Raw genomic sequence first — 24,069 nt, 5'->3', positions numbered from 1 at the left:
CATGGCCGACCACGACTACGGTTACACGAAGTGGGGCAGGGACTGGGTCCGGTTCGCCGAGTCGTTGCGCCAGACCCGTCCTGACCCCCAACTGCCGAGCGCTCGGCGCACAGCACGCGATGGGAAGGTCCGGATCACGTTCGACGACCGGACCGTTCGTGCCGTCGTGCACCGAGGCCGCGGCACCTCGGTGGTCACGATCGAGGTCGCGCCGATGTCCCCGGGAGCGACGGCCGAGATCTCCCGTCAGCTGAGCGGCATCCGCCCCATGCTCACCGACGACCTGTACCGCGCGACAGCCGACGCGGGCCATCCGCCCGCGCCGGCCCTCGACAGCGTTCACTGCTCCTGCCCGACCGCCACCCTGCGGTGCGTCCATGAGCTGTCCGTCTACTACGACATGGCGCGGCGCATCGACGACGATCCCCGCATCGCTCTTGACGTGCAGGGCTTCTTCCACGCTTCGGCGGGCGGCGGCCAGGCGCCCGCCGAAGCGACCGCGCAGCGCTGGATCGCGCTCAACTCCCTTGATGCGGCGGCCTACTTCAGAGTTGCCCATTGACCCGCCCGACGGGCTCGCCCGGCGGGCACGCACCCTCACCACGCGCTGTCCCGCTGATGCCCCGCATCCTCCTGCTGCGACAGCCCCGCTCGCCCAGGGAGATCTCACAGGCGTGGTGCTGTCATCGGCGTGCGGGCCACAGGGGTGTGACGATGGCCGTCCGGTACGCGATCGAACGCATCGGGGTTCCCTCAGCCGCGGCGGCGGCCGAGGGCTGAGCTCGGTCCCCGGTGATCGGGGTCCGTGCAGTGCCAGGCCTATGGCCTGCGCGCGCTTGTCGATCAGTGCTGTTGCTGAACGTGAACGACGCCACGTCACATCCCGCGGGACGGGCCAGGCAAGCGCCGACGCCTGCGGATTCACCACCGGGCGCGCAGAACACCGTCGTTGTCGGGCAACGCAGCACACAGCAGTAGGGGGCGTTCGTCGAACACGGGCAAACAGCAGGCCGCCCGCGCGCCTGCTGTCAGGGCAATGAGCTCGTGGTAGTCGCTGTCGTCGACGGATACGTGGCGGATCGCCCCGTCGTCGGCTTCCCAGACGAACTCCACCGGCCCTTCCCCGGGCAGGGCGGCGTAGACGGCCCGGACGTCGGGGTCGAGGTCGGGATAGATGCTCAACAGGGCGCGGGGGCCGAGACCGGCACGCACCGTTTCGAGGTTCCCGAGTGTAAGGCGGTGCCAGCGGGAGGCATGGCGGACGCAGGTCTCCGACAGAAGCAACGACCGGTGGGAGTCGAGCGTCCAACGGACGCGCTCCCAGAAGTCCTCGTCGGCGGTCTCCGTCACTCCGGGTTCTTCCTCGAGCTCCGCATCGTACGGGGAAGCCGTGATCGGTTCCGGGAAGAGGCCGAGTGCCCGCGAGCGGGCCACGGCGCTCGTGCAGGGCCGGTCGCTGCCCACGTATACGTACTGGTCGAATCCGACGCGCACGGCGAACGCGTTCCCCGCCTCCAGACGGCACCAGGCGCCGTTGTCGCGGAGCATGGCCCGCACCAGCTCGAGAGCCACCGGAAGAGGGACCTCGGCCCCGTCGTGATAGCCCGTGAGATCGGGCGGGAAGAGCCCGCTGAGCCCGTGTCCTTCGATCGGTGGCTCCAGGCCGAAGTTGACGAAACCGGTGACCTCGGGTTCGCGGATCTCCAGCCGCTCCAGCCCTGATTCCTCCGCGAAGGCGGCGATGGCCGTCAGGTACGCCGCTTCCACCGGGCCATGGTCGCTCACCTCTACCTCAGCGCCCGTGTAGCGGCCGAATTCGTCACGGTCGGCGGGGTCGTATTTGGTAAGCCGGTATACGAAGGAGGGCGGCACGCTGCTCCTGGACAGTCGGAAAGGGGCGTCAGCATAGCCCGAGCCCGCTTGGTGCAGGGGCGACCATATGGGAAGACTCCCTGAGCCGACGAAACCCGGCCGAGTGGCTACCGGGCTGCCAACGCATGGCGACTCTCAGCTTGTCCTTCGACCTCGGCGTTCGATGAGGCGGGCAAGTGTCTCCGTAGGCCGGCAGAGCCATGCGAGAAGAGGGTGGGTGACGACGAAGTAGTGGGCGCTGACCTGGCCGCGCTGCTTGTCGAGCACGTGCGGGGCTTCGTCGCGGAAAATGTGGCGGAGGTAGCGGCGGCGGATAAATGCTCCTGCTACCAGCAGTACTGGTGAGGCGACGAGAACGGTCAGTGAGATGAGGGCCTTTACGGTCCTGAGCTTGGCCCTCTCGGCTCTCGTCTCATAGCGCATGTGCTCAGTGTGCTGATCCACGTTCTCGTTTGTCAGCCCGTTCAGCGGGTTCGGTTCCTGCCACGCGGCGGGTGGAATGGCTGTATATCTCGTCGGTGACAACGCCCCTGCCGCGTACGGAAGGGCGCACACGGTCGTGGGGAGACGCTGACGAGTGATCGGTCCACCTGGCCCACAGCACCGGAATGCTGCTGGACGTGGGCCAGGAGCCGGAACCACGACCATTGCGCCGTCGAGCGGTGGAGCCGTCAGTCGAATCCATGACGGCGACGACCTGGGCGCCGAACTTCGCCACCACGGCGCACCGTTCGGCAAGATTTCCGGACTTGGTCGGCCTCATGGCAAGGACGCCTTGGGCTTCGGTTCCGAGGTGCGGAAGATGCCGAGATGGCGTTCGGTCACGTCGTCCCCGGTTGTGGTGTGCGGCGATCCGTACGTCGTCGGCGCCGAGGCGGACGGCAGGGGGCTCTCAGCTCAGGGCGTACTTCAACGCGGGAACCGCAGAACCGGAGTTGCGCGCTGGGATCTTCCAGCGGAAAGCGGTGCCGTCGCCGTCGACGTAGATGAGGGTGCCGCCCTTCTCGGCTGCGGCAATGTCGAACACAGCCACGTCCTGGTGGCCCATCTCAGAGGTGAGGACCGCCCCGCCCTCGCTGAACCCAATGGGAGCGACCTTCGTCGAGGACTTGCTGTTTCTCGCCGTGAGGGTGTGCCCATCCGCGGTCTTCCACCGCCAGCCGCCCTGTTCGGCGGTTGTCGTCACACGCGACTTGGTGCGATTCCTCGACTGGTAGTTGACGACGGCGAAGAGGCCGTGCTCCGGGGCGCCGAAACCGGTGCTGTCGACGTAGACGACCGTATCTGCGGTGATCTGGGCAGCGCCCCGGCCGCCGACGCCTGCGGTATCCGCGCTCTGCCCCAACTCCAGCGCGGGGCGCGGGCGCGGCTGAGGTGTACTCCGGTCTTCGCTTCCCGTGCAGGCCGCAAGGCCAAGACAGCAGACGGTCGCGAGTGTGGAAGCGGTGGTGAGGTGGCGCATGATCCCCCCGGTAGGAACAGGCAAAGGAGGCCGATTTTGCCATAGTCACAGGCCCCCCGGAAGAGGATCGCGTAGCCGTGACCAGCCTCCGGACCTCGCGCAGATCGTCGCACTGTACTCCGCGCCGTTTCCAGCGTCGGGCTTGCCACCGAGGTTGCCAGCTGCGAGGGCTGGTCGTGCTCGCGGTGGGCGGGTTGTCGGGCGCTGCGGCCGCACCCGTTGCCCCTGACCATTTGATGACCCCGGAAGCGTGCCGCTCTGTCGCGGGTGGGCTCACCCCTCTAGCCTCGACGTTCCTGTTCGCGGTGCGCGGCCAGCCCCTGAGCCGGGCTCTGGCGCAATTTCGGGGAGCCGCCCCGACGGGCTGGAGGGGAGCCGCTTCCTGCGAGTCGGCGTGGCGTCAGTCGGCCAGGGCAGAAGAATGCCGATCCTGCCGTGGCCGCTGGGTGTGCCGCCGTCCGAGGAGAGGATGACCTGGATGTTCGAGGGTTTCGAAGAGGTGCGCGTTCAGGCCGGCGAGGCGTCGATCTTCGTCCGCTTCGGCGGCAAGGGCCCCCCGGTGGTGCTGCTCCACGGTCATCCCCGCACATCGGCCACGTGGCACCGGGTGGCGCCGTTGCTTGTGGAGGCCGGTCACACGGTGGTCTGCCCGGACCTGCGCGGATACGGACGCTCCCGAGGACCGCGGTTCACGACCGATCACGCGGGCTACTCCAAGCGGGCGGTCGCACGTGACGTGGTCGCAGTGATGCGTCACCTCGGCCATCCCCGGTTCGCCCTCGCCGGGCATGACCGTGGCGGTGCTGTGGCCCTGCGCCTGGTGCTCGATCACCCGGAGGCCGTCTCCGGAGCGGCGTTCCTCGACTGCCTGCCGCTGACGGAGCATCTGTCGAGGATCACGGTCGGATTCGCCACACAGTGGTGGCACTGGTTCTTCTTCGCGCAACCGGACGTTCCCGAGCGGGTGATCACCGCGGATCCCGACAGCTGGTACCGGGGTGATCCCGACGTCATGGGGCGCGAGAACTACGACGAGTGGCAGCAGGCAATCCGCAATCCCGATGTGGTGCGGGCAATGCTGGAGGACTACCGAGCCGGTCTGAGCATCGATCGGCAGCACGAGGAAGCCGACCGGGCCGCAGGCGCCCGCATTACCTGCCCGGCCATGGCCCTCTGGTCGCTCCAGGATGACCTGGAGGAGCTCCACGGGGATCCCCTCGCGATCTGGCGCCGGTGGGCTGATGACGTACGCGGCCACGGCATCGACTCCGGACACCACATGGCCGAACAGGCGCCCGAAGCCCTGGCCTGCGCACTCACCGAATTCCTCCAGCCGAAAGCAGCTGATGCCGGGCTGTGAGCGCCCACGGCACGCATGGAAGTCGAGCCGGAGCCCCTCCGTGGAACACAGCACGTAGTCGGTCGTCGGACGCGGCACCGTAGGGCGTCGGCACCCCGCCGGATGGTCAGTCCTGATGGCTCCCGGTGCCTCTACAGAACGCCGGCGGTGCGGGCGTCGACCAACCAACTGGGGAACTCACTCAGCAGCCGGTCGTACAGGACAGTGTCGGAGAGGGAACCTGGGTCACGTCCCGCGTGGAAGAACCCGGCGTTGTCCACCACACGCGTTGCGGGCACCGCAAGATCATCAAGCTTGTGGAGGAAGGCGAACTCGTTGGCGTCCGGGTCGCCGAACCCGACGAACTGCCAGAACAGCGGGAGCTTCGCCGCCTTGCAGACGTAGCGCTCTGCTGCGAGCCGGCTCGTCGGCCCACCATCCGTCTGAAAGACCACCAACGCCGGATCGCTACTGCCGGATGCAAGGTAGTGGTCGATGACCTCGTCCATCGCCCAGTGATAGTTCGTGCGTCCCATATGGCCCAGGTTCTGGTGCAGCTTCTCGATCCGGCCCTCGTACCGGGCCAGACTCACGTCACTGATGCCATCGACGTCGGTGGAGAAGAACACCACCGGCACGACACCGTCGTCGTCCAGATGTGCGGACAGTCCCAGGACCCGCTCGGCCAGGTGCTGCACGGACCCGTCCCGGTAGTACGGACGCATCGAACCCGAGCGGTCCAGCACCAGGTACACCGCAGCCCGCACCCCTTCCAGGGCACGCTCTCGCAAGCTCGCAGCCGCGCTCTTGTACAGGCTGACCATCCCGGGAGCCGTCGCCTCCACCTTGGCCAGGCTGATCGCGGATCCCGTTCTCGACCCCATGCTTGTGCTGCTCATTCATGGCCCCCTCAGCACCGTGCGCGAGCCGGCGGTCACTGGTGTGGCCCGTTGCTGACCCACCGGCGCGTCGCAACGAAATGCTAGCCCCACGGCGGTGTACCAGTCCCGCCCTCCGGCTTCGCTTGATCCAGCTGAAGGGAAATTCGTTCCGCGCCGGTTGGGAGCCACGACGGACAACGGACCGTGCCGCATCGCCGGCCGGCTGGGCGCTGCGTACCGGTGATTGCTGGCGGTCCGACTGTTGCTCACTGCCGTCGCCCGTACCTTCCGACTGACGTGCTACGGGTGGAGTTGGCGTCATGACGGTGTGCCGGGTCCCGGACCCCGGCAGTCTGTTGAAGGTGAGGGGCAGCGGGGAGGCGTCATCCGCCCCGGTGAGCCTGCGGACGCGAGTCGAAGGGGGCGCTTCGATGCCAGGCAGTGGAGCAGGGCCGTTCCGGCAGGCGTATGCGACCGGGGAGCCGACGGGCGGGGGCGGTGCTCAGTCGGAGGGAGCGGACCGGCCGGCGGTTCCGGTACAGCCGCACTACCTGTCCGGTGAGCGGAAGCGCCCCGTGCCCCGCCATGTCGCGTGCGTCATGGACGGGAACGGCAGGTGGGCGCAGCAGCGCTCCCTTCCGCGTACGTCAGGGCACCGGGCGGCGGAGACGACGGTGATCGACGTCATCGAGGCAGCCCGGTCGACGGGGGTCGAGTGGCTCAGCCTCTACGCCTTCTCCACCGAGAACTGGCAACGCCCGGGTGAGGAGATCGACTTTCTCATGCGTCTGGTGCGGCGCGTGGTGCGCAAGCACGCGCCCCTGCTGTACGCACGCGGCATCCGCTGCCGATTCCTGGGAGCCGAGGACCCGAGGATCCCCGCCCCGCTGGCCGAGGACTTCGCCGACCTGATGACCCTTACCGAGAACAACCGGGGTATGACACTGACCGTGGCGTTCGACCACGGTGGGCGCCAGGACATCGTCTCGGCCGCGCGGTCCCTCATCCGTGCCGGGGTGCCCGCCGACGCCGTGGACCAAGCACGGTTCGCCGCGCATCTGCCTGTTCCTGATACGCCCGACGTGGACCTCGTCATCCGTACCTCCGGGGAACAGCGCATTTCCAACTTCATGCTCTGGCAGGTGGCCTACGCCGAATGGATCTTCCCGTCGGTGCTGTGGCCCGATTTCCGTGCGTCGCACTTCCTGGAGTGCCTGCACGACTACCGAAGCCGCGACCGCCGCTTCGGCGGCGTGACGCGGCAAGAGAACGGAGAGCCTCAAAGGTGAACGACGCGGACAGCAGCCACTCCACGCGCACCGAACCCGGCGCCGCGGCAGCGTACGAAGTCCCCGAGGCAGCAGGTCACGAACGGGAGGCCACCGCACCGCCCACCGAATCCCTGTTCGGCCCTGACTCGCAGTTCCACCGCTTCTTCAACGATCCCCGGTGGGCACTGGCCATCGTCAGGGCCACGGTGCTGGAAGCCGCCCATCCACAGATCGGCGCGGCCCTGACCGACAACTCCTCGTTCGTGGTGCACCCGTGGCGACGGCTGCGCAACACTCTTGTGAGCTTGCAGCGCATGTTCGGACCCGATGAGCACGTTCGGCAGCGCGAGGCGGCTCGGCTCAATCGCCTGCACGCGCGCCTGAAGGGCACGGACGCCGGGAACCAGCCCTATGACGCGATGGACCCCGAGGTCCGGGCGTGGGTGGTGGCGACTCTCTTCGAAAGCTCCGTCACCATGTGCCGATTGAGCGGGCAGCCCCTGGACCAGGTCACCATGGAGCGGCTGTACGCCGAGTTCCAGGCCTACCTGGCCGCGTTGGAAGGCCGGGCGGGCTACCTTCCGCCCACCTTGGCAGAGTTCTGGCAGTACTTCGACCGCGTGGTCGCGGAGGAGCTGCAGAACACCGAGGCGTTGCGCATCATCCTCTTCAAGCTCTTCGACCGTCTACCGGCGCCGCCGTTGTTCGCAGGCCTGCCCACGGTCTGGGCGACCGGGCGCGCGGTGGCAGGACCGGTGATCGGTTCCATCACCGTGGCCTCCCTTCCCGAGGCTCTCCGTCGTCGGGCGGGGCTGCCGGAGGTTCCTGGAGCTCAGACGTTGATGCAGGGGGCGTATATGGCCGCCCGACTGGCACGTGCACTCCCTGACAACTGGATCCAGACCGAGAACTTCGTCAACCTGCTCCAGCTGTCCCCGGACGGCGACAACCCCAGTGCCGAGGTCCTTTCCGATCTGCGCTCCCGCATGAAGCGGGCCGGCGCGCTGATCCGGCTGCTCACACCGGTACCACCGCAGCAGGACGGTGCCGATCGCCTCGAGAACCGGCGCAGTGCCCGAGCCTTCTTCTCCGAGGTGCTGGACCAAACCGGCGATGGCTATCTGGAGTGGCCCGACCTTGCCGCCATGGCCCGGGAGCTCTGCTCCCGTCTCGACCTGGACGAGCCGGCGGAGACCCGGTTGTACGACGCGTTCGCCGCGTGGTGGAGGGAACTCCAGGCGGCCCTGGACAGCGACGGTGACGGCCGGGTGAGCGAGGAGGAGTACGTTGCCGCGGCTCCATCCCTGGCTGGGCCGGCGCTGATCAAGGTCGCCACGGTCCTCTTCGATGCCACGGACGCGGACGGGGACCAGTTCATCGACGCGCAGGAGTACCGCCACCTGTTCAGGAGAGGCTTCGGTCGATCCGTCGCGGACGCGGGTAGTCGCTACTCCCGAAGCGCATTCGTACGAGACTTCCTCTCTTTCATGTCAGGGCGGCAGCGTTCAGCCCCCTACGATTCGCTGCTCTCCGAGGCGTAGGACTGAGTGTGCGCCGGGTGGGGGTGGAACGCTGTGCAGCGCTTGCTGCTCCACGGCCGCGGCCACCTTCACCGCTGGCGCGGCCTGGGCCGATGCGGAACGGTCGACGCGTCCATCCCGCCCCGTGAGCGGCCTCTTCAACTGCCCGGTTCCGGATGACACTAGGGACCGGGTCCTCCGGCGGGCACGCGGCGCCGCATGGGCTTCCAGCGTCAGTCGGACAGGAGGGAGTGGGCCGGAGAGCGATGTTGTTCGGTCGGCCCCTTCTCGGTTCGGCTCTGTCCGTGGGCGTCACCGCGTTCGTGCGTTGTGGTGAATTGCGGGCTCGATGCGACCCGTTCTGCTCTCGAGCGCCGTTACCTGTGGGGTGCGAGTGCGCCCCGGGCATGCGATGAGCAAGGGCGTGAGGCTGGCGATGACTGACATGGATCGCAGGAGCATTCTGCAACTGACCTCGGCGGCGGCGGTTGCCGGGGGACTGGCTGTCGGAGGGGGCGGCGCCGCCCACGCGGCAGGCCGGGCCGCCCGACAGATCACGATGAAGGGCAAGCGTACGGGTGCGAACATTCCGGACGTGCTCACGGTCGGCGTCCCGTACTTCGTGCGGTACGACCTGACCGACGCCGAGGGCCGCAGTGTGGGCACCGAGAATGCGCACTGCCTGCCCGTCACCGTGGGGCCGGACGGCTCGTTCGTCATGGCGACACTGGTCCTGAGCCTTGGCGACGGGATGATCACGGCTGCCACGGCCTTCCAGCGGCCGCTCCCTGCCGTGACCGAGCTGCCGACCAACTCACGTCAGTGGTCACATGTTTTCGCGGTTACCGGAGGGACCGGGAGCTACGACGGGGCGGCGGGTTCGGTCACGATCGAGCACCTCACGCGCGATGAGGACGCACTGACTGTCGCTCTGGACGACCCTTCACTGTAGCCGGGCCGGATACGGCCGGTGGCTGTGGGCGGGCGGGGCCGCCCGCCCACTCTGTGCGGGGTCGCCCCTGCGGGGCGACTTCGTACGCCACGACGGTGCCGGGGCAGGCTGTGGCGAAAGGGGTGCGCTGTTACTGGTGTGGGCGGCGAGCTTCCAGCGGTGCATGTGGCGGCCCAGCCGTGGGCCTAGGCGCATTTCGCGCATGCCGTCGTCGGATGCCGTCGCGTGCGCCCCTACCCGCCATCGGCCTGTTCGCCTCTGCGGTGACTACGACGAGGCCGTCAGGCGGCGGGCTGCCGGCCCTGGTTGTCGAGGTGGCAGCGGGCGGTCAGGCCTCCGGGTCGACCTCTGGGTGCGTGAACCGCACGGGCTTGCCCAGCGACCGGGCGTAGGCGATTTCGGCTCGGGTGCTGTCTCCGATGTAGCCCCCGACTACGAGCACCTCATCGGCGAGCCGGATCTTCGCCCGGTGCAGATCGTCGAGTCGGACCTTCAGCGCCTCGGCCTCGACAGGATCGGACCAGAGTTCGTGCGGTGACTTCACATCACAGCCCGGTTTGACGACAATCCTTCCGGCTTTGGTCTCCCGCAGATCGGCCTCGTTCATCTCGGTCATGAAGCGGGTGGAGCCGCAGATCACGACGATACCCGGGAGGCTCAACAGCTTCTTCGCGTCAGCGAGCTTCTCCTCGGGGGTGAGCAGTCGCGGGTATGACACCGGTTCCTCCTGATGGTGTGGTCCAAGGGGTGCCTGCAGAGACGAGAACGAGGATATCCAAGATAGTTTTGTGACGGACGTCGCCGTCCGGCTGACTTCAGCAGGGCCACTCCGGGGTGGCCCGGCAGTTCTCGCGGGGCGGATCCGCAAGCGGACAGGGCGCGCATCAGTGACCTTGTCCGGCGGCGCGGTTCCACCCGCGCTAACCGGTCGGCGATCCTGTCCAGCAGGCACTCGAACGCTTCCTGCCGGCGGGCGGGTTCCGGGCCGGCACCCCTCGTGGCCGCGCCACATGCGAAGCCGTACGGCAACCGTCAGGAGGACGGGAAAGGCCCTCCGCCGCCGCATCTGCGGCAGCGGAGGGCGGACCGTCAACGCGGCCGCTTGATCCCCATGTACACACCCGGCGGTCCGCACGTCGCAGGGCGGACTTGGTCCGGGTGCGAACGGTCACGACGGCGCCGCAGGGGACGGACCACACCTTGCCGCACCCCCGGTGCGGCGCTCAGCACTGGTAGAAGGTGATCTGTCCGTCGCCGTTCTCGTCCACCGAGGTGCCCTGAAGGTTGGCGTCCGACGTCCAGCCCTCCAGCTGGGTTTCTGCGTACCGGACGTGCCACCACACGTTGCCGTACGAGTTGACCGTCCAGCAGTGGAGGTAGACCGTGCCGCCCGCGGGTACCCACCCCCAGGTGCCGCACCCGGACTGGTAGGGACCGTCGGTGAGGTACACCCCCCGCTTCAGCGTCGCGCGCCCCTCGCCGTTGGCGGTGGGGGTCCAGCATTCCACCTGGGCGGTGGCGTGCGCGGCCGGCGCAATCGCGACGCCGACACCGAACAGCATGACGGCCGCGAGAAGCACGTTCGCAAGGGAACGGATCGGGCCACGTTTCACAACAGCTCTCGACACAGCACAGCTCCTTCTCTCAAGGCATGGCAGGTGCCCTGAAGACCTCGACAGCTGTCGATGGTCGACGGGACGCCGGACTTCGTGATCCCAGAACGTACGGTTATTGGTGAACTGCCCGCGTCCCACGCAGGGTTCACATCCTGCCCAGTCCGATGCGGTAGCTGCCCGGTTCCCACAACTTCCGTGGTACCGCGAAAGGTTGACGCCCATCAGGCGTGACAGGCCTTACTCTGCTGCGATGCGGATCCGCACCCTCACCGTCGACACGCTGATCGTGGCGGCGCTGACCGGCGTGGCCCTGCTGCTGGGGCCGGAAGCCGCGCGCCAGGGGCAGAATCCGCTCGACGCGACGGCCTACGCGCTGGTCGTCCTGGTCCACCTGCCGCTCATCTTCCGTAGCCGGGCCCCGGTCGTGGTCTGCTGCCTCGTGCACGCCATTTGGCTCGTGTACATCACCGCCGGCCACTGGTCCGTGGTGTGCAGCTTCGGCCCCATGCTCGCCGTCTACACCGTCGCCTCGCTACGAGTGCCGCGCGTCTCCGTCCCCTGCGCCGCACTGTTGGGCGGAGTATGGATCTACGCGGGCGCGGTGAACCACACGGCCTCCTGGGCGTCCATTGCCGGACAGGCCGTGGTCTACCCGGCGATCCTGTGGCGGTTCGGCGTTCTTGCCCGACGCTCGACCGAGCTGGCGCGACAACTGCACCGGGAACAGGCCGAGCGGGCCCAGCGTGAGGTGGCCGAGGAACGCGGCCGGATCGCCCGTGAACTGCACGACGTGGTCGCTCACCACATGTCCGTGATCTCCGTGCAGACCGGTCTCGCCCGGTTCGTCTTCGACACCGATCGCCGGACCACGCGTACCGCGCTCGACACGATAGAAGCCACGGGCAAGGAGGCCCTGGAAGAGTTGCGCCGCATGCTCATGCTGCTGCGCGCCTCCGACAACGGCGCCCCCGCCGGCCCGATGCCGAGCCTGGCCCGCCTCAGCGAGATGACCGAACGCGTCCGCGCCGGCGGTACCCAGGTCACCCTGACGGTCGAGGGCACGGAACGCTCTCTCGCCCCCGGCCTGGAGCTGTGCGCCTACCGGGTGGCGCAGGAAGCACTCACCAACGTACTCAAGCATGCGCCCGGAGCGAGTGCGCAGGTGCGGCTGAGGTACGAACCTCACCAGGTGACGGTTTCGGTCACGGACGACGGAGAGGGGGTGATTCCAGACAGAGTACGAACCGTCGGCGGACACGGCTTGCTTGGCATGCGGGAGCGGGCGAAGCTCTACGGCGGGCAGATCAGCATCGGCCCGCAGGACCGAGGCGGCTTCGCTGTGCGGTTGATCCTGCCGACGTCCGCGCGGGCCGCACAGCAGGGGGACGACGCCACCACATGACCACAGTGCTCGTCGTGGACGACCAGTTCCTCATCCGGGCCGGCCTGGTGGGGCTGCTGCGGGCCGCACCCGGCATAGAGGTGGTCGGTGAGGCCGGCGACGGCGCGGAGGGCGTGTACCTGGCCGCCCGGACCGCCCCCGAGGTGATCCTCATGGACGTCCGCATGCCCAACATGAACGGCATCGAGGCCACCGAACGCATACTCGCCCGGGCCGACGACCCCCCGCCCCGGATCCTGATGCTGACCACGTTCGACCTCGACGAGTACGTGTACGGGGCGCTGCGCGCCGGGGCCAGCGGGTTCCTCCTCAAGGACTCCGGACCGGAACGGCTGCTTGCCGCCGTGGCGGCGATCGCCGGCGGCGACGCACTGTTCGCGCCCAGTGTGACCCGCCGGCTGGTGGAGGCGTACGCCCGACAGACCGCGTGTGAACAGCCTCCCGATCTGGACGCGTTGACATCCCGCGAATTGGAGGTCCTGAAACTGGTCGCAGGCGGCCTGTCCAACCCGGAGATCGCCGAGCGTCTCTACATCAGCGAGGCCACCGTCAAGACGCACCTCAACCGCACGATGACCAAACTGGACCTGAGCAGCAGGGCACAGGCCGTGGTGGTGGCGTACGAATCGGGCCTGGTGATCCCAGGTGGCTGAGGCGTGGGGCGGGAGGCCCTGGCGGCGGCGCCGACTGCGGGTCGTCGGCGATGCGGAGGGCCTTTACGGCAGCCTCGCGATGCCGGGGGCGCCGAGGCATTGCCGAGCGCGATGTACGGGTAGGCCTCGCCCAGGGGCCCGCCTGGCACGGACGGTGTGACGGCACGGTTCGTGCGCTGCGCACCCCAAAAGTCTCACGTGTGGGAGAGAGAGAAGGAGACCAGGAAGCCGCACACCGTGATCAGTCCGATGGCCAGGTGAGCATCCTCGAACGCTTCTGGAATCATCGTGTCGGCGATCATGGCGAGAATCGCTCCCGCCGCCACTGCGGTCACCGCGGCGATCACGGACGGAGAGAAGGATCCGACCACCGTGTAACCGAGGACGGCCGAGATCGTGCTGGCTGCGGCAATGGCTGCCCAGACACCGAAGACGTATCCCTTGGTGCGGCCCGCCTTCTTCATCCCCGCCGAACTGGACAGCCCTTCGGGCACGTTGCTGATGAACACCGCAGCCACCGTCACCAGACTGACCGCACCGCCGTCAAGCAGGCCGACGCCGATCACCGCAGACTCCGGTACCCCGTCGAGCAGGGCGCCGAGCGCGAGTGCCATTCCGGACCCCCCCTGCTCCACCTCGGAGGGCTGCGCCTTTCCCCGCTCGTGACCGGAGCGCTTGCGGTGCCGGGCACCCCGGCCGGCCAGCCACGCGTTGCCCCCGGTGTAGGCCAGTGCGCCTATGAGGGTTCCGACGGCAGCGGGAGCAAGTCCCGCCTGCTCGTACGCCTCCCCGACCAGTTCGAAGGACACCGCCGAGATCAGCACCCCTGCCCCGAATGCCATCACGGTCGCGATCACCTTGCGTGGCACCCGCAGGCCGTACCCCAGCGCGGCACCGAGCAGCAACGCGGAACCCGCCACCAACCCCCATAGCCCAGCCTCTACCACTTCAGCCATGCCGCCCCATCTACCCGCTATGGATGTGGATCAACAGGAAAACCCCGGAAAGCAGCACAGCCTGCTCGGGGAGCGAGACCTGCTGTGTCACCGACACGAGGTGCAACGGCGAAATGCGCCCGGCGGCCGACTCGGACAAGTACGTCAAGCCTTACCTTCATGGAAATTTGACTGCATAGTGGAGCGTCGAGTCGAGAGGAAGGCTGCAGTTGTCGCAGTTCAATGAGGGTGTCGCCAGGCAGGTCGAGGTGGAGCAGGCCCATGTGTCCGCCATGTACGGGCTGCTCGATGACCAACTGGTCGCTGTACGGGGCGAGCTGGCGGCCGTGCTGAAGTCGTCGGCCGACAGCGCGGGCGAGGTGTATGCGCGCGATGTGGCCGCAGAGCGTCTGTCGCGGCAGCTTCGCCGGTTGGATGAAGCCGAGCCTTGTTTTCGTGCCGCTGGTCCTGGAATACGAGACTCCGGCACCACTGGCGCAGTAGGTCGTGCGTGGCTACCGCTGGTCAGGTGGACCTTGGCGCTCAGGCCAGCGCGAAAACGACCGAGTGCGTGATCGCCACGTTGTAATCTTCAAACTGGCAGATTTGGCGATGGGGAACGATGGGATCCGGTGGCGTCTTGTCAACGATGCCGAAAACATTCTGAGCGAATTCCCCTCGAAGTTGGATCTCCCAGAGGGAACGATCTTGCGGTTCTGGGACAATACCTCTGACACACTTCATGCTGTCTTGCCTCCGCGCCCAGGGGAGGCAAGCAAACGCTCCGCGCCGCTCTGCAAGGCTCTGCGTTCAGAAACCATGAAGGCAGAGGGGAGCGGCCTGGGTCGCGACGACTTTAGAGACCACGGAGATGCCTGGGACGATTTTGGCACCATCGACCGGGGAAATCGTGGCAAGGGCTAGCCTGGTGCCGCATACCAGCTAGAACACCGCGCGGCGGACAGATGGTGCTTGCCTTTATGCCGTGCAGCGACCCTCCTGTGGGAAGGCCGGGACGGTCGCATGCCCCGCCTCTCCCGGAGAAGTCAGGCAAGTCATCGCGGCGCCCGTACGAGGGCGTGCGGGGTCCACGATCCCAGCAGTGCACAGGATTCAGCCAGACGACAGATTCCTGATCGGACGCTGATTGGTATGAAGTAGTGCCAGGCCCGGCCAGAACCAGCGGGCGTGTGCAGCGTTAGAGCATGTCTCGACGGGTTGATCAGTTGATGGGATATGTCTGGCCGACCAGCCTCGGCGTTTCACTTCGTGTGGGGCCGGTTTCTGCGGGCAGGGCATGGGTTCATGTCCCGAACTCCATGCCCCCGCCGCCGGCACGATGGTGGTTGATCACGCCGCGGCGCGACTGTCGGCTGATCCTGCCGGTGCCACCGGGGTGACTGGCACTTCTCCACCGCATTGGGCTCGGTCCGAGCCACACAGGCCACGACGCGGGCCGGATCGCGGCGCACGTGATGCCCAGGTCCTCAGCAAGGAGCACGCAAATGGACTCGGCGCGCTGTTGATCCCGGATCATCTCTTCTGCGGCGCAGGAATACGAGGGGGGAGGTGGGTCGGAGTACGTAATTCCCTGATAGTTCTGATGCGCCTGCTGCACCTGATAACAGGAGGCCCACGATGCGGAATCCTCGACCCCGCATTTTTCGACCTCCGGCCGGGCGCCGCCCCTTGACTTGCGAAGCTCTGAACGAGACTATCTCGTCCAGCGTCCAGCAGGTATAAATCAGTGGCCGGTGCGTCGCTGATGAATCAGGGAGGATCACAAATGGAGTTGCCGGGAATATCTGGAGATTCGCTTCAGCGGGATGAAATCGAGTTACCGGGCAGACGCGATTTTCTGGGCAGAACGCTCGGCGTGACGGTCAGCCTGGTCGGAGGGACGGTTGCCGCTGGTACGTTCGCGACCCCAGCCGCCGCCAAGCCCGCCGGGGCGCAGGCGACCCAGAACAATTGGCGTTTCTGCCAGAAGTGCTTCGCGATGTTCTACTGGGGGTATCCGACCGACGGCGTCTGTCCGAGCGGTGGTTCCCACAGCGCGCAGGGCTTCAATTTCGTCCTCCCGCACGACGTGTCCGCGAGTTCGACCGCGCAGAACAATTGGCGTTTCTGCCAGAAGTGCTTCGCGATGTATTACTGGGGGTATCCGACCGACGGCGTCTGTCCGAGCGGTGGTTCCCACAGCGCGCAAGGCTTCAACTTCGTCCTCCCGCATTCATAGACCCGGGTTCATCGGGACTCAGCCTCCGGTTCCACCGGCAGTCCGGCGCCGCCCTGGAAGTCGCCACGTGCGGTGGGCCGCAGCCCTTAGCCCCGCCGTTTCGTCTCGGTACGGCGGCTGTCAGGGCGGAAACGCGAAAGTGACTTCCTGACCTGGGACGATGTGCTGAGGGGTTCTGTCGGTCCAGGCGGAGGGCACCTTCTACGTGCAGGCATCGGTTCTCGTCCCAAGCTCGTCATTTCCGCCGATGGTTCGGGGGTGGTCGGGTGGTCGGGTGTGCCGGTGCACGGCTGCTGGCTGATCTCGCTGATGCCACCGGGCTGACCGCCGGTACTCCACCGCGCTCAGGCCGCTTCGGCCGCTCGGGACCGGTCATGATTCGGGCCGGATCGCCACCGACCTGGCGGTGATGCTCGCCGACGGCGGCGAGGCCATTGCGGATCTGGCCGTATTGCGGGACGAGGCGGGGCTGTTCGGCTCGGTGGCCTCGACACCGACGGCCTGGCGACTGCTCGCCGATACCAACGAGAAAAAGAGGGACTCCCGATCGGGCCGAACCCGACGATCAATCACTCGGAACCTCCCCAAGGGCTCTCCGCACCGTTCAGGAAGACCCCCGCCACGACCGACACCAGCAGCACCCACCCCTCGCGCTCCCTTGAAGCCAGGTCCCGGCCTCCATGGTCGCCGGGACCTGCGGAGCTGCCCTGGACGAGGCGATCGCGCTGACGCGCAGACTCAAGCGCTCGGGCTTGCTTGTGCGAGTCGCGGCCTCCCCATCACTTGTCCGGACGCGCTTGAAAGGGCGGACCGGGCGAAGGCAGCCAGGATGAGGAAGGGACTCATCTGTGAGGGAGAAGAATGACGGAGACCGACTCGGACGGGCTGCGGGCCGATCGGACAGCGACGAACCAGGATTGCTCCGGTGTGGCAGACCTGCGACGTGTCGGCGTGGATCCGAACTACTGGTACCCCGTGGCTGTGGCCAAGAAGGTGCGCGCCGGAAGGGTGGTCGCAGCCGAATTCGCCGGTGAGCGCCTCGCGCTCTACCGCGGGAGGAGTGGCGCCGTCCACGCGCTCGAGGACCGGTGTGCGCATCGGCAGATTCCGTTGAGCATGGGCGTTGTGGAGGGCGAGGTACTCCGTTGCCGGTATCACGCGTGGGCCTACCGCGGTGACGGTCGCATCTCGCAGATTCCGTATCTGTCCAAGGAGGACCGTAGGCCTCCACGAGGTGTACGTAGCTATCCCGTGCGTGAGGCGTACGGCTTTGTGTTCATCTTTCCCGGGGATCCCGAGAGGGCGGGTGCCACGGCGCTGCCGGAGTTGCCGGCTCACGGCTCACCTGCCTACAAGACGCTGACGTACTCACGGACCGTTCGCTGCCACTATTCGTTCATGCACGAGAACCTGCTGGACATGAACCATCAGTTCCTGCATCAGGGTGTCGTCGGCCGACTCCGTCCTGAGCTCCTTGGACACCGGAGCAGTGCCCGGTCGGTGGAGGCCAGATATCTGTTCACCCACACCGGGGGTAAGCGAAACGCCGGCGCCAGCCTGCTGGCGGCCGAGGGCATCGCCGGCGGATCCCGGGACGTGATGACCATCCGCACCGAGTATCCGTACCAGACCCTTGATCTGGTCCCGGAGGGCGCCGATGACGCAGTCTTCAGCCTCTGGGCCGCCTACGTACCCAAGGGCGCCGATCAGCGCACCTGCCACGTCTATGGCCTGCTCATGATCAAAAAGCCCCGTGTTCCGGCCGTACTCGGTCTGGCCTCGCCACTCATCAGGCGATTTACCGAGCGCGTGTTCGCTCAGGACCGCATGGCGGTCGAAGCGGAACAGCGGGCGTGGGAGGAGCAGGGCGAGGACCGCAACCACGAGGTGTTCTCCCTGATCCTGGACGTACGCGAGGCGCTACGGTCCAACGGCGTTCCTCTGACCGGCTCTGTCCGCTCGCGTGACACGGATTCCTTCGCCTGCCCGGCTGGTGCGGCCGGTACCTGTGGGAGCGGGCGTCCGGACCACGCGCAGCCGGGCCCGGCAACTGGGCACTGACCGGCAAGGCCGCCCAGAGGCTGCGCTCGCTGGTGCGCCTGCTTCTGCGGGTTGGCAATGGTCTCCCGGCCGGTGTCCGTCACAAGTCCGCATCTCGGTAGGGCGGCGCCTTCCTCCGAGAGGAACTCCCGGCTGAGGAAAGGGCGTCGCCCGCCCGGAGCGCACCGCGCAACTGCCCAGGTAGCAGATCCTCCGAGCCTGATGCATCAGCTGAAAGCCCGTGGCGGTGCAGCATCGGGTCCGGCATCATCCACGTGTGATCGTGATGCAACCCGTTCTGGAGATCTCCTCTGCCGACGACTTCGCGCTCAGGCCGGTTGGCGAGCACGAGTCACATGCGCACGGGCCGTGTCCGGCCGACCCGGCGGTCACATTCCGCAGCCCGGTGATCGAACTGTCGGCGGACCCCGTACGCAGGCTCATCGCTGGAGCCCAGCAGGATGTGCGGGACTTCCTCAGCCTCGCGGGGACCTGGGCTGAACGCGACCTGCCTGTGCCTGCCGCTGCCACCACAGCCGCTCTGGCACGGGCGCTGGACCTGGCGCGCACCGGATGACCAGTTTCCTGACCCACCGAGCGCACGTGCACGACTCCCGCCTCCCCCTCCGCCGCCGGCACAGCGCGCTGAGGACCTGCCTCACCCTCTTTGCGCCATACGGCTTCCGGGCGACGTACCACCACCTCACGGTCAGCGCCGCGGTTCCACGACGGCTGGAGGCGGACCCGGACGCGCTGGTGCGGGCGGTGGAGGAACTGCATGAGGCGCGGGTGCTGTGGCTTGCGCGGGCAGAGGAGTACGCCGCGCAACGCAGGGCGGAGAAGTGGGCCGGGCGGCGGGCTGTACCGAACCCGCGACCCTGGTGGCTGCGCGGCAGGTGGGACGGCTCGGACCGCGCCTGGCACCAAGACCCGTTCAGCCACCCGTCGCTGCGGCTGGCCGACTACGTCCGGCGGCAGAACGCGATTCTCGACGGTGCCGAGCTGCCCGGTTGCCCGGCCTGCGGGGATGAAGGAGCGCGGGTGCTGAGATCGACCGGGCACGGCTGGGTGGAGCTGTGCCGCGGGTGCGCGTGGGTGCTGGCGCCATGTCCGTGCGGGAAGCGGCACCGGTTCGTGCCGGAGATCCCATCCGGCTGGAACGGGATCTGGCGGCGGGCGCACATGAGCGATGACGGCATGCCGAATCCCCACTGGCCTGCGGGCCGGTCTCCAGCCGGCTTTCGGTCTATGTCCTGGTCAGCGGATTGATTGGGGGGCAGCTCGGTGGGGCGATGTACCACTGGCGAGTTCTGTCTGACTCCCCTCCCGAAGGATTCACCGACGAGTTCGGGGGCCTGGAGGGGGCCGTCGCGCACTGGGAGGGATCACCCGCCGTTCGTGACCGGCTGGAGGCCATCGGCCAGTCCTCGTGCAGCCTGGTGGTCTTCCTGGAGCACGTGCCGCACACACTCGCCGAATGGCTGGCCACCCAGCGCAAAGCCGCCGTGCCGGAGGACGGGGACAGCTTGCCCCTCCGCTGGGTGGAGGAAGCCCTGATGAGCGGAGCTGCCTTCATGAGTTCTCGCGGACTTGTCCACTTCGATGCTCACTTTGCCAACATCCTGACCGATGGACGTCAGCTCTACTTTGCTGACTTCGGACTTGCCCTGAGCTCGTGCTTCGACCTTTCGGCGGACGAGTCCACCTTTCTCTCGGACCACCTCGCATACGACCGCTGCTACACCGCGAGCCACCTGCTCCAGTACCACCTGCTCGACGGCGTTCGCGGTGACACGGAACGCAGAGCCTTCCTGCACGACTGGATCGCGGGCCGGCGACCTGGCGACATCCCGCCTGAGATCACCGCCATCATCGACCGGCACGCACGCCCTGCAGTCGTCATGGACTCCTTCTTCCGCCGTCTGCTCACCGAGAGCAAGCAGACGCCGTTCCCGGCCGCGGAGATCGAACGACAGCTGGGCGCAGGCGCCACAATTCCGAGCTGATCCACACCCTCGACTATCCGGGCATCGGCCGCTGCCTACCGGCGGGCATCCGGCGCATCCTCCCAGGCTCTACGACCACCCGGCAGTAGCTTGGGTCACCGTGCGGCTGAGGCCTCACTCTGCGGACTACGTGGCCAGGCACTGTCACCGCAGCCACAAGCTCTCCAGGTCCAGGCGCCTGTTCACGTCCCAAGCGAACCGGCCGTACGGATTCGCATGCGTCCAGAACAGCGGCGACAACGCCCAGCGTCCATAGCTCGATGAGGTCTTCCGGCTCCCGGTCCTGCCGCATCCACCCCACCCTTCGCCGTCTCTTGTTCAGCTCAACGAGGCGACCCGGGCGGGGGACGAGGGCTATGGGTGTTACTCGGTACTACACGCCACCTGGCGGTAGCTGTACGAGAACAGGGCCTCCAAGAGTACGGATGAGGCGGATGGTGCCAGCCCCAACTCCGCCACTCGCAGCACCCGTTGAATCGACCGGGCGTCGCGCGTTCTCGTCGCGTGGTCGACGGGCGTGGATGTGTCTAAGCTGGTCAGAGGGAGAAAGTAGCCGCCCGCTATGGGAGTAGGAGCCATGCGCCCGCTATGGGAGCAGGAGCCATGGGCGGCCTGCAGACCTCCAGCACGTTAGAGACGTACGCGGCGGCCGCCGACAGCGACCAGGTTGTGCGGATCGGTAAACCACCTCTCCCTTCCAGCGGTCGTCCGCTTCGTCCAGGGACTGACGAGGAACCAGAAGAACGTTCCGGCGGAGGCGGCTGACGGCTGGACGCGGGTGATCGTGCGAGTGCTCGGGACCGCGGTTGTGAACGACATCTGTGGCGCATCCATGATCGTCGATGTTCTCTTCACCGAGGAAGGTCCTGTCGGCTGGCGGCGCCCATGCCGTACCGAACAGCCTGGTCACACCGCCGCGGTGACCGGCTCCGGGGGCCCTGTCACGGGAGGTATGCGCTGCGATTCGACGGCGCCGCCCTCGCGGGACCGGGGGAGTTCCTCCTTGCGTGATCAAGCTCGAGAGGGGCCACGTCCTGGGAATCGGCGCGCATGGGGGGCGACTTCGGGGACAATGATCCGTGTGTGCGGAGGAGCACATTATGGGCAGCAATGAGGGACGCGAGAGTCTCCGACCCGGCCCCGGGGCCGCTGTACCCCTGCGGCTGGTCCCCGGAGTGGGGGAGTACCGGGATGCCGACGGCGTCCTGCGCTCCTATGTCGACCCGGGAGCCACACTTTCCCGGGCGCCGACCGCCCGCAGAGCCGTCAGTACCTTCGTACACGAGCGTTCGGAGGACCTCGGCACCGGTCGCACGGAGATGCGTGAGGTCGCGGCTGATGAGGGCGGGGCCACGCTCAACGTGGTCTACCAGCAGTTCCACCAGGATCTTCCCGTCCGGGGTGCCGAGGTCCGGGTGGCCGCCGACACCGGACGGGCAGCCGTCATGCAGGTCGTCAACACGATGGAGATCGACGTCTCCGAGGCACCGGACGCGTGGGAGGACCGCGGGTCCGAGGTCGCCGGGAAGGCCGCGCTGGATCTCTTCCGAGAGGGCTACGATTCCGCCGCGATCGTTCGCGACGAACTCGTCTACCTGCGGGACACGTCGAGGCCCGCGCTGCCGGACGCCGACCGCCCCACCGCCACCCTTGCACTCCTGGAGCAAGGGAGGCGGCGCCCGGACGGCAGGCTGCACCTCGTCCACGACCTCATCGTCGAGACCACCGGTCCCTTCGAGCACTTCCGCGTCGTCGTGGACGCCGTTACCGGCGAACCGCTCTGGACCGAGAACGCCGGCAGATACGTCGCCTCGACGCTCAAGGTCTTCCAGCCCGACCCGGTCACCGAGTCGGACACCACCTTCGACAGCACGACGAAGAACGCGGACCTGGTCGGGCTCCTGCACGACGCCCAGGCGGAAGTCGCACCGGCCGGCCCCGACGGGAAGTTCCATCTCGCCGGCGACTGGTGCCGGTGCCTCGACTGGGATGCGCCCGCCTTCCCCCAGCCGGAGCCGGCGACAGCGACCTTCGTCTTCACCAACTACCCCGACGACAAGACCTTCCTGAGCGCCAACGTCTACTTCTGGATCGACACCTTCGCCCGCTACCTCCGCGACCGGGGAAACAAGACCCTCAATGACAGGATGACCATGGTCGAGGCCGACCCCCAGGCAACCGTGGGCGCAGGGCTGAGCGAATGGATCGGATCGACCACGCCCCCGCGGATTCGCTTCGACATGACGGGCGTCCCGGGAGGCGCCGACCTCGGGGTCATCGTGCACGAGTACACGCACGGAGTCGTGCAGTGGCTCCGCACGGGCCTCACCGGCAGCCTCGAGTACGAGCACAGCGTCTGCGACGCCATGGCCGGCATCTACCGCGACCGCTTCAACCCCAAGGGCCATCGCCGCACCGAGACGTTCCCCTTCGACCACAACGCGAAGGACGTGCCGAACTCGGTGCGACGGCTCGACCTGTCCCAGCGCTTCGACGACGCCGGGTTCGACGGCTACGCCGCCGACGTGAGGACGTCCATGCTGGCCACCGCCCTTTGGCAGTGCTATCTCGGGATCGGCGGGGCGAACAGCGACGCAGGCATGCGGGAGACGGCCGCCGACCAGATGATCACGACGCTGCTGGAGATGCTGCCGCTCGTACCGGCGGACACCGCGGACAGCAAGCAGAACGCCGTCCGGCTGGCCGAGCGCTGCATCGCCGCGGACACCGCTCTCACCGGCGGTGTCCACAGCAAGGTGATGGACGAGGCCTTCATCCGGCAGGGGCTGTGGGCCCGGCGGCCCGTCGACCTCTTCATCGCCGACAGCCCGGCCGACACCGGCATCCTTCCCGGCAACGACCCCTACTGGACCTCCCCGGACATCTGGGTGCGGAACAAGGACCTCAGTGCCGGCGACGACCCCGAGGCGGGCCACCAGGAACCCATCGAGAAACAGCCGAACTATCTCTACGTACGCGTGCACAACCGGGGCACCGTGCAGGCCGGGGCCGACGGCTTCAAGGTGGAGACCTGGCGCTGCGACCCGGGAACCGGCATGGTCTGGCCCGACCACTTCAAGTCGATCAGCAGGGAAACGATCCACGAAGTGATCCCGCCCGGCGGATCGGTGCGTGTCGGACCGTTCCCCTGGACCCCCACCATCGCCGATCACGAATGCCTGATCGCGGTCGTGAGCGGCGCGTCCGACCCGGCCGTCACCGACACCCTCCTCACGCTCCACAAGTCGGTGTCCCACCACATCCTCGTCAAGTACGACAACAACGTGGGGCAGCGCAACGTGTACCCCCGGAAGTCCGTTCCCGGAGGCCAGTCCAAGATGACCATCAGGCTCCGGGGCGGACCCACGGCCACCACCGACTCCTGGGAGCTCGACGCGACCGCGATGCCCGAGGACACGCGCATCTCCATCAGGACCCTCAGCAGCCTCGTGAACGCCGCGTCCCTCAACGACCTGCGGGTGACGGAGCCGGGAGACATCCGCTCCACCCTCGAAATGGGAGGCGGCACCACGGCGGTCGTCGACGGCTTCCCCCTCGCTGCCAACGCCGAGGTGCTCGCCGACCTCACCATCGACTTCTCCCACGACGCCGTGCACCTCAGGAACTACGACTTCGTAGCCACCCAGGTCCAGGACAACCAGGTCGCCGGACGCATCACGATCGAGATCACCGCGGTGAAGGAATCCGAGGACCTCTTCTTCGGCAACCCTCGGACCCACGAGGTCCACATCACCTCCTGCCCCTTCTGGAACCAGCTCGGCCCAGCGAGCAAAGTCCCCTACTTCACCCTCGAGGACGCCCTCGCCCGCAGGTACAACGGGTGCGCCTACTGCCTCCCCGAAGCCAATACCGGATAGCAC

General features: G+C 67.5%; 19 protein-coding genes and 1 pseudogene. 13 read left to right on the top strand and 7 right to left on the bottom strand.

Translation table 11 applies throughout. The annotated features are described in order from the left end of the window. Window position 1: 1 nt before the first annotated feature. Entirely contained in the window at window positions 2–562 is a 561-nt protein-coding gene (locus ABZ434_RS26265) for a hypothetical protein (RefSeq protein WP_359141659.1), read from the top strand. Window positions 563–921: 359 nt separating this feature from the next. On the opposite strand, the gene ABZ434_RS26260 is transcribed toward ABZ434_RS26265, so the two are convergent. The 3 genes from ABZ434_RS26260 to ABZ434_RS26250 form a co-directional block, all read right to left on the bottom strand. Then, window positions 922–1,872: an RNA-binding protein gene (locus tag ABZ434_RS26260; RefSeq protein ID WP_359141656.1), complete on the bottom strand. Its 951-nt coding sequence runs from the start codon at window positions 1,870–1,872 to the stop codon at window positions 922–924. A 135-nt stretch (window positions 1,873–2,007) separates the two neighbouring features. Then, window positions 2,008–2,295, bottom strand: coding sequence for a hypothetical protein (locus ABZ434_RS26255; RefSeq protein ID WP_359141653.1), 288 nt, complete (start codon window positions 2,293–2,295; stop codon window positions 2,008–2,010). Between the two features lie 469 nt (window positions 2,296–2,764). Then, complete coding sequence (locus ABZ434_RS26250; protein WP_359141650.1) at window positions 2,765–3,334, bottom strand: hypothetical protein; 570 nt, start codon at window positions 3,332–3,334, stop codon at window positions 2,765–2,767. A gap of 478 nt (window positions 3,335–3,812) precedes the next feature. On the opposite strand from ABZ434_RS26250, the gene ABZ434_RS26245 reads away from it, so the two are divergent. Next, on the top strand, window positions 3,813–4,694 hold the full coding sequence (locus tag ABZ434_RS26245; protein WP_359141686.1) for an alpha/beta hydrolase: 882 nt from the start codon (window positions 3,813–3,815) through the stop codon (window positions 4,692–4,694). Between the two features lie 131 nt (window positions 4,695–4,825). Here ABZ434_RS26245 and ABZ434_RS26240 read toward each other — a convergent pair whose 3' ends face one another. Then, entirely contained in the window at window positions 4,826–5,572 is a 747-nt protein-coding gene (locus tag ABZ434_RS26240; protein WP_359141647.1) for a VWA domain-containing protein, read from the bottom strand. A gap of 557 nt (window positions 5,573–6,129) precedes the next feature. Between ABZ434_RS26240 and uppS the strand changes: the two genes are divergently transcribed. From uppS to ABZ434_RS26225, 3 genes are all read left to right on the top strand, one after another. Beyond that, window positions 6,130–6,843: a polyprenyl diphosphate synthase gene (gene uppS / locus ABZ434_RS26235; RefSeq protein WP_359141644.1), complete on the top strand. Its 714-nt coding sequence runs from the start codon at window positions 6,130–6,132 to the stop codon at window positions 6,841–6,843. A 113-nt stretch (window positions 6,844–6,956) separates the two neighbouring features. Beyond that, window positions 6,957–8,366 (top strand): oxygenase MpaB family protein, encoded by a 1,410-nt coding sequence (locus ABZ434_RS26230; RefSeq protein ID WP_359141684.1) that lies wholly within the window; start codon window positions 6,957–6,959, stop codon window positions 8,364–8,366. Window positions 8,367–8,781: 415 nt separating this feature from the next. Further along, window positions 8,782–9,297: a hypothetical protein gene (locus tag ABZ434_RS26225; protein ID WP_359141641.1), complete on the top strand. Its 516-nt coding sequence runs from the start codon at window positions 8,782–8,784 to the stop codon at window positions 9,295–9,297. A gap of 328 nt (window positions 9,298–9,625) precedes the next feature. On the opposite strand, the gene ABZ434_RS26220 is transcribed toward ABZ434_RS26225, so the two are convergent. Both ABZ434_RS26220 and ABZ434_RS26215 read right to left on the bottom strand, forming a co-directional pair. Then, window positions 9,626–10,015, bottom strand: a complete 390-nt coding sequence (locus tag ABZ434_RS26220) for a hypothetical protein (protein WP_359141638.1) — start codon at window positions 10,013–10,015, stop codon at window positions 9,626–9,628. 505 nt (window positions 10,016–10,520) lie between these two features. Further along, window positions 10,521–10,877 (bottom strand): hypothetical protein, encoded by a 357-nt coding sequence (locus ABZ434_RS26215; protein WP_359141635.1) that lies wholly within the window; start codon window positions 10,875–10,877, stop codon window positions 10,521–10,523. Window positions 10,878–11,163: 286 nt separating this feature from the next. Here ABZ434_RS26215 and ABZ434_RS26210 point away from each other — a divergent pair, with 286 nt between their 5' ends. Further along, window positions 11,164–12,315, top strand: a complete 1,152-nt coding sequence (locus tag ABZ434_RS26210) for a sensor histidine kinase (protein WP_359141632.1) — start codon at window positions 11,164–11,166, stop codon at window positions 12,313–12,315. Further along, window positions 12,312–12,968 (top strand): response regulator transcription factor, encoded by a 657-nt coding sequence (locus ABZ434_RS26205; protein WP_359141629.1) that lies wholly within the window; start codon window positions 12,312–12,314, stop codon window positions 12,966–12,968. Before ABZ434_RS26210 ends, ABZ434_RS26205 begins: the two co-directional genes overlap by 4 nt. A 194-nt stretch (window positions 12,969–13,162) precedes the next feature. Here the strand turns inward: ABZ434_RS26205 and ABZ434_RS26200 are convergent, their stop codons facing one another. Further along, entirely contained in the window at window positions 13,163–13,924 is a 762-nt protein-coding gene (locus ABZ434_RS26200) for a ZIP family zinc transporter (protein WP_359141626.1), read from the bottom strand. A gap of 1,765 nt (window positions 13,925–15,689) precedes the next feature. Between ABZ434_RS26200 and ABZ434_RS26195 the strand changes: the two genes are divergently transcribed. From ABZ434_RS26195 to ABZ434_RS26170, 6 genes and pseudogenes are all read left to right on the top strand, one after another. Then, window positions 15,690–16,142, top strand: a complete 453-nt coding sequence (locus ABZ434_RS26195) for a hypothetical protein (protein WP_359141623.1) — start codon at window positions 15,690–15,692, stop codon at window positions 16,140–16,142. A gap of 254 nt (window positions 16,143–16,396) precedes the next feature. Then, a pseudogene (locus ABZ434_RS26190) lies at window positions 16,397–16,659 on the top strand (IS1380 family transposase); the annotation flags it as partial. 344 nt (window positions 16,660–17,003) lie between these two features. Then, window positions 17,004–18,203 carry an aromatic ring-hydroxylating dioxygenase subunit alpha gene (locus ABZ434_RS26185; protein WP_359141620.1) on the top strand — a complete coding sequence of 400 codons (1,200 nt, stop codon included), beginning with the start codon at window positions 17,004–17,006 and terminating at the stop codon, window positions 18,201–18,203. Between the two features lie 265 nt (window positions 18,204–18,468). Continuing rightward, the gene (locus ABZ434_RS26180; protein ID WP_359141682.1) at window positions 18,469–18,759 is read left to right on the top strand and encodes a hypothetical protein; all 291 of its coding nucleotides are present in this window, start codon (window positions 18,469–18,471) and stop codon (window positions 18,757–18,759) included. Window positions 18,760–19,393: 634 nt separating this feature from the next. Continuing rightward, window positions 19,394–20,188, top strand: coding sequence for a hypothetical protein (locus tag ABZ434_RS26175; RefSeq protein WP_359141677.1), 795 nt, complete (start codon window positions 19,394–19,396; stop codon window positions 20,186–20,188). A 1,100-nt stretch (window positions 20,189–21,288) separates the two neighbouring features. Beyond that, window positions 21,289–24,066 carry a hypothetical protein gene (locus ABZ434_RS26170; RefSeq protein ID WP_359141617.1) on the top strand — a complete coding sequence of 926 codons (2,778 nt, stop codon included), beginning with the start codon at window positions 21,289–21,291 and terminating at the stop codon, window positions 24,064–24,066. Window positions 24,067–24,069 lie beyond the last annotated feature (3 nt).

This window comes from Streptomyces sp. NPDC005761 (genome assembly GCF_040630635.1).
Lineage (GTDB): Bacteria > Actinomycetota > Actinomycetes > Streptomycetales > Streptomycetaceae > Streptomyces.
The sequence above is the reverse complement of the archived record's forward strand: the minus strand, read 5'-3'. Positions and strand labels throughout refer to the sequence as shown.